The sequence below is a fragment of the Streptomyces sp. XM83C genome, assembly GCF_023072675.1.
Classification (GTDB): domain Bacteria; phylum Actinomycetota; class Actinomycetes; order Streptomycetales; family Streptomycetaceae; genus Streptomyces; species Streptomyces thermocoprophilus.
The window spans coordinates 1-6,178 of sequence record NZ_JALLGL010000345.1; the positions used below are offsets into that span (position 1 = coordinate 1).

The following is a 6,178-nucleotide window of genomic DNA, read 5'->3' on the forward strand; positions in this document are numbered from 1 at the left end:
GGCGAGAGGGGCGGGACAGGGACCGACGCGGTGGCGGTGAGGGCGCCCAGGGTGGGGGTACGCACGGTGTGCACGGCCGGTCGTGGCCAGAGGTGCAAGCGGCGCGATCGCGAACGGGAGTGCCCCTCGGTCGGGTGGCTGCGGACGATACGGGTCTTCCCCCGGCCGGTGGCGCAGTGGCTGCACGCGGAAGGAACGGTGACGCCGAGCCCCGCGCGCCTCGCGGCCCGACGGTGCTACAGACCGTAGGCGGGAAGCGGGAGTTGTGACGGTGAGCGACAGCTGACAGGCCGTCAGATGACGTCGCGGCGCACAGCGCACCGCGTGCGAAGGGCTGCCGAAATGATGATCCGGAAAAGTTTGTGACTCCGCGCGGCGGGTGGGGCAGGTTGACGCGTGGATCTCTCGTACAGTTTGCGCCGTGGGATCTCTGCGCAATCCGGTCGGGCCGCTTCCCTCCTCCATCTATTGGCGACGGAGGGTCGTACTGCTGTCTGTGCTGGCGCTGTTGGCGCTGCTCATCGCTTGGATCGCAACCTCCGGTGGTGGAGGGGGCAAGAACCAGGCCGGTGGGTCGAACGGCAAGAATCCCGCGCCCTCGATCACTCCGGGGCCGTCCGGGTCCGGTCCGGCGATCAGCGCGCACCCCGGCGGGCGTGACGAGTCCAGTGACGGCGGCTCCGGCTCCGACGGCGGCTCCGGGGCGGGCGGCTCCGGTGGCTCCGACGGTTCCGCCGGCGGCGACGGCGACGCGTCGGGCGGTGGCACGGACGACGGTGCCAACGGCAGCGACGGCGTCGGAGGCGTGGGTACGGGGGCCGTCCTCCCGGCGGGCTCCACGCTTCCCGACTGCACCGCGCAGGCGGTGACGTTGACGCTGAGCAGTGTCCGCAACACCTACGCCCCGGATCAGACGCCGACCTTCCGCCTCACCGCGAAGAACAACTCCGGCAGCGACTGCAAGGTCGATCTCGGGCCGCGTACGACCGTGGTGACGATCACTCAGGCGGGCAGTGACGACCCCTACTGGTCGTCCTCGGACTGCCCGAAGGGCGCCAGCAGCCTGCTGTACCGGGTCCCGGCGAACAGCAGCATCACGTACGTCGTGAAGTGGGACCGCAAGCCGAGCGTCCCCGAGTGCGGCACGCCGCCTGCGGGCTCGGCCGAGCCGGGCACCTACCTCGTCGAGGCGAAGGCCCCGGGGCAGGCGAAGAAGCAGACGTCGTTCGTGCTCACCGCGGACTGACGCCGGGCGCCGAGGCTCCAGGGCTGCGGGACGACGGGACAGCGGGGCGGAGGGCCCAGGGCGGACGCTTCGGGAAGGTGGTCGCGGGGCGGGAACCGGCGCCCTCGGCTGTCGGCGCGACCCTGTCGGCCACGTACGAGGGCGGTTGATCGCGCGGCGCGGTCTCGACCGGGGGAGCGGCAGGCACCCGCCCCTGTGCCGGCAGGTACGAAGGGGACCGGAGCGGCCAGGGCGGCTTCGGCCGGGGGAGCGGCAGCACCCGCCCCTGTGCCGACCGCGGACGGCCGGACCCGGAAGCGGGCCGACTCACGGCCCAGTCCCGCAGGGGGCGGGCCCAGGGCCCGGCAGGGTCAGACGTAACGCTCCAGGATCGACGACTCCGCGAGCCGTGACAGGCCCTCGCGGACGCTGCGGGCGCGTGCCTCGCCGACACCGTCCACCGTCTGCAGGTCGTCGACGCTGGCGGCGAGCAGCTTCTGTAGCCCGCCGAAATGCTCGACCAGGCGGTCGATGATGGCGCCCGGCAGCCGCGGCACCTTGGCCAGCAGCCGGAAACCGCGCGGGGAGACGGCCGTGTCCAGTGCCTCGGGGGAGCCGGTGTACCCCATCGCGCGGGCCACCGTGGACAGTTCGAGCAGCTCGGCGTGGCTGAGCTTGTCCAGCTCGGCCAGCGCTTCCTCGACCGTGCGGGACCGCTTGGCGGTGGGCTCCGGCACATAGTCCCGTACGACCAGTTCACGCTCGGGCTCGACGCCCGCGATCAGCTCGTCGAGCTGGAGGGCGAGCAGCCGGCCGTCCGTGCCCAGCTCGACCACGTACTCCGCGATCTCCGTGGCGATACGGCGCACCATCTCCAGGCGCTGTGCTACCGCCGACACGTCCCGGACGGTCACCAGGTCCTCGATCTCCAGCGCGGACAGCGTGCCCGCGACCTCGTCCAGGCGGAGCTTGTACCGCTCCAGCGTGGCGAGGGCCTGGTTGGCGCGGGACAGGATCGCCGCCGAGTCCTCCAGCACACGCCGCTGCCCGTCGACGTACAGCGCGATGAGCCGCATGGACTGGGAGACGGAGACGACCGGGAAGCCGACCTGCTTGCTGACCCGGTCCGCGGTGCGGTGCCGGGTGCCGGTCTCCTCGGTGGGGATCGTCGCGTCCGGCACGAACTGCACGCCCGCGCGGAGGATCTTCGACAGGTCCGAGGAGAGCACGATGCCGCCGTCCAGCTTGCACAGCTCGCGCAGCCGGGTGGCGGTGAACTCGACGTCCAGGACGAAACCGCCCGTGCACATCGCCTCGACCGTCTTGTCGGAGCCCAGCACGATCAGGCCGCCGGTGTTGCCGCGCAGGACCCGCTCCAGGCCGTCACGCAGAGCCGTGCCGGGGGCGACGGCGCTCAGCGAGGCGCGCATCAGGCCATCGGAACCGGCACTCCCACCGGACTTTCCGGGAGCTGCTGCCCGGTCGTTGGCTGCCACTGCACTCCTCCGGTCGCAGGTTCTGAAAAGCCGCGTTCCGCGCACTCGGTTCGTACGGACGGGCGAGACCAGGGCAAAGTCTACCGGCGGTCCTCCGCCTCCCGGGGGGCCTCTCGGCGACGCGAGCGCGGCAGGACCCGCAGCGCGTCCCCTATGTCGGCGACTTCCAGGACCTTCATACCGGCCGGAACCTTGCCCGGATCGGCCGGTACGAGCGCGTGGGTGAAGCCCAGTCGCTGTGCCTCCGCGAGTCTGCGCTGCACGCCCGTGACGCGTCTGACCTCGCCCGCGAGGCCCACTTCGCCGATCGCCACCAGGTTCTTGGGCAGCGGGGTGTCGCTGGCGGCGGAGGCGAGCGCGAGCGCGACGGCGAGGTCGGCGGCGGGCTCGGAGAGCTTCACCCCGCCGACCGTCGCGGAGTAGATGTCCCTTTTGCCCAGGCTGCTGATGCGGCCTCGCTGTTCCAGCACGGCCAGCATCATCGACACGCGGGAGGTCTCCAGGCCGGACGTCGTACGGCGCGGGGAGGGGATCTGGGAGTCGACGGTGAGCGCCTGCACTTCGGCGACGAGCGGGCGGCGCCCCTCCAGGGTGACCGTCAGGCAGGTGCCGGGGACCGGTTCGTCACGGCGGGTCAGGAAAAGTCCGCTCGGGTCCGCAAGGCCCGTGATGCCCTCGTCGTGCAGTTCGAAGCAGCCGACCTCGTCGGTGGCGCCGTAACGGTTCTTGACGCCCCGTACGAGACGCAGGCGCGCGTGGCGGTCGCCCTCGAAGTGCAGCACCACGTCGACGAGGTGCTCCAGCAGGCGCGGACCGGCGATGGCGCCGTCCTTCGTGACATGGCCCACCAGCAGCGTGGACATGCCGCGCTCCTTTGACGCGCGGATCAGGGCGCCCGCGACCTCCCGCACCTGTGCCATGCCGCCGGGCGCGCCGTCGATCTCCGGGGAGGCGACGGTCTGCACGGAGTCGAGGATCAGCAGGGACGGCTTGACCTCGTCCAGGTGCCCGAGCACGGCGGACAGGTCGGTCTCTGCGGCGAGATACAGATGGTCGTCGATCGCGCCGATGCGGTCGGCGCGCAGCCGGACCTGACCGGCGGACTCCTCACCGGTGACGTAGAGGGTGCGGTGCTCCTCGCTGGCCGACTTGGCCGCCACGTCGAGCAGCAGGGTGGACTTGCCGACGCCGGGCTCGCCCGCGAGCAGCACGACGGCGCCGGGGACGAGGCCGCCGCCGAGGACCCGGTCCAGTTCCGGTACGCCGGTGGAGCGGGCCGTGGCCCGGCGGCCGTCGACCTGGCCGATGGGCAGGGCGGAGGTGGTCACGCGGCCGGGTGCGGTCGTACGGACCGCGGGCGCGCCGTACTCCTCGACCGTGCCCCAGGCCTGGCATTCGGGGCAGCGGCCGAGCCACTTCGCCGTCTGCCAGCCGCATTCCGTGCAGCGGAAGGAGGGGCGGTCCTTGGTGGTCTTGGTACGGGCAGCCATGGGGGAAACCGTAGCCGCCGCCACTGACAACCGGAGCGGCCTGTGGACGACGGGTGGGTCCGCGGTCCCCCGGGAACGGACGGCCGACCCCGGCTTCGGGCCGAGGGCTGAGGGCCGAGGGCTGCGGGTCGGGGGGTGGGCCCCCGCCGCGATGGACCGTCGGCCCCTGCCCCGGACGCCCTCCACCGCCCCGGCGTACGCCCCGCGAACGGTGTCCCGGTCACCCGTGCAATTCGGCCAGCCCGGCGCGAACGAGCTGCGGAACGGGAGATTCCTGTCCCCGATTGAGGGATCGTTTCACCCGTACGGATTAAAACTGCTCAAGCCAGGAGATCGTCCCTGCTCATGGCCCCTACGGTCGCACGGGTGATGAGCAGCAGTCCGCAGACCACGACCCGCGCCACCGGCGCACACCGGGCGCACCGGGAGGCACGTGACCGCGCGGCGGCGCGCACGGTGGCGCAGCGACCGCCCGCGCGCTACGAGCCGTACCTCGACGGGCTGTTCACCTACTGCCTGTCCGTCCTGTGCGACCACGACGCCGCGACCGCCGCCCTCGGCGAGGTCCTCGTGCTCGCCGAGCGGCGCGCCCAGCGGATGCCGGAGGCGGCGGCCGACCGCCGCGCCTGGCTGTACGCACTGGCCCGCTGGGCGTGCCTGCGCAAGCTGGCCGAGGCCAAGCAGAAACGTCAGGCCACGCACGCGGCGGGCCGTCACGGACCGCACCGGGAACACCCCGGCATCCCACAACTGTCCGCCGAGGAACAGGAACGCAGGCGGCGCGAACTGGCACGGCTCGCCTGGCCCGAGGCCGCGGGCACCACCCCGGAGCAGCGCGAGGCCCTGGAGCTGGCCGTACGCCACCATCTCGCCGCCCGCGAGGTGGCCGCCGTCCTCGGCATGGACCCGGCCGCCGCCCGTGATCTGCTCGCCTCCGCCGCCTGCGAGGTGGAACGCACGCGTGCGGCGCTGGCCGTCGTCGAGACGGGCACCTGCCCGGCCGTCGCCGGGCTCACCGGCGACGGCCGGTTCGTGCTGAGCAGCACCCTGCGCCGGGAACTCGTCCGGCACGTCGACGACTGCCCGCGCTGCCGCCGCACCGCCGAGCGCGCCCTGCCCGGACGGTGGCCGGGCTCGACCGTCACCCCCGCCGCGCTGCCCGTCCTGGAGGCCCCTCGGGCGGCCCTGCACCGCGCGATGGCCCACCACCCGCGCGCGCGGGGAGCGACCGCGCCACGCTTCGACCGGCGCGGCTTCCCCATGGACCCCAAGGACCGCGCGGCCCGCAGGGACCGGCTACGCGCGCGTGCCGTGACCACCACTGTCGTCGCCACCGTGGTCGCCGCGCCGGTGCTCGCCCTGTGGGCGGCCTACCGGGGCGGTCCCGTCGGCGACGGCCCCGGCGGAGGCCCGGCCCACGCCAGCCGCGAGGACGGCGCCGGCAGCCTGGACGGCGAGACCGCGGGCGGCTACGAGAACGCCGGCAACGCCAGCACCCACCCCGGCACCCGGCTCGGGGACGAGGACCGCCCGGACGTCTCGGTGAAGGTGGTCAGCCCCGGCGACGACCACGGCCGGGGCGCCGGACGTCTCGGCATCTCCGCCACCAACGACGGCGACACCACGCTCATCACCCTCACCAACACCGGAGCCGAACAGGTGCGCTGGTCGGTGGCGGCCGGCTCGGCCTGGCTCTATCTGAACCGGTCCTCGGGAACGCTGCGGCCCGGCGAGTCGTTCACGGTCCGGGTGTACGTCGATCAGCTGCGCGAGCCGTCCGGGCACTGGAGCGCACGCGTGGCGATCTCACCCACCGGAGCCGTCGTCACCATCGAGGGTTACGGCACCGCCCCCCACCCCTCCGGCCAGGACACCTCCCGCCCGGGCACGCCCGGCCCCGGCACCGACCCAGGCACCGGAAGCCCCGGCAGCCCGGGAAGCGAGACGCCCTCCAGCCCGACACCGAC

4 protein-coding genes are annotated in these 6,178 nt (G+C 73.4%); 2 read left to right on the plus strand and 2 right to left on the minus strand.

Annotated features, from left to right (window positions below; genetic code table 11):
- Nucleotides 1-421: 421 nt before the first annotated feature.
- Nucleotides 422-1,246: a hypothetical protein gene (locus MTQ10_RS26655; RefSeq protein ID WP_247472719.1), complete on the plus strand. Its 825-nt coding sequence runs from the start codon at nucleotides 422-424 to the stop codon at nucleotides 1,244-1,246.
- Nucleotides 1,247-1,596: 350 nt separating this feature from the next.
- Here the strand turns inward: MTQ10_RS26655 and disA are convergent, their stop codons facing one another.
- Nucleotides 1,597-2,721 (minus strand): DNA integrity scanning diadenylate cyclase DisA, encoded by a 1,125-nt coding sequence (gene disA, locus MTQ10_RS26660; RefSeq protein WP_247472721.1) that lies wholly within the window; start codon nucleotides 2,719-2,721, stop codon nucleotides 1,597-1,599.
- A gap of 80 nt (nucleotides 2,722-2,801) precedes the next feature.
- Nucleotides 2,802-4,211 carry a DNA repair protein RadA gene (gene radA, locus MTQ10_RS26665; protein ID WP_247472723.1) on the minus strand — a complete coding sequence of 470 codons (1,410 nt, stop codon included), beginning with the start codon at nucleotides 4,209-4,211 and terminating at the stop codon, nucleotides 2,802-2,804.
- 366 nt (nucleotides 4,212-4,577) lie between these two features.
- On the opposite strand from radA, the gene MTQ10_RS26670 reads away from it, so the two are divergent.
- A partial coding sequence (locus tag MTQ10_RS26670; protein ID WP_247472726.1) for a BACON domain-containing protein occupies nucleotides 4,578-6,178 on the plus strand: 1,601 nt, incomplete at its 3' end.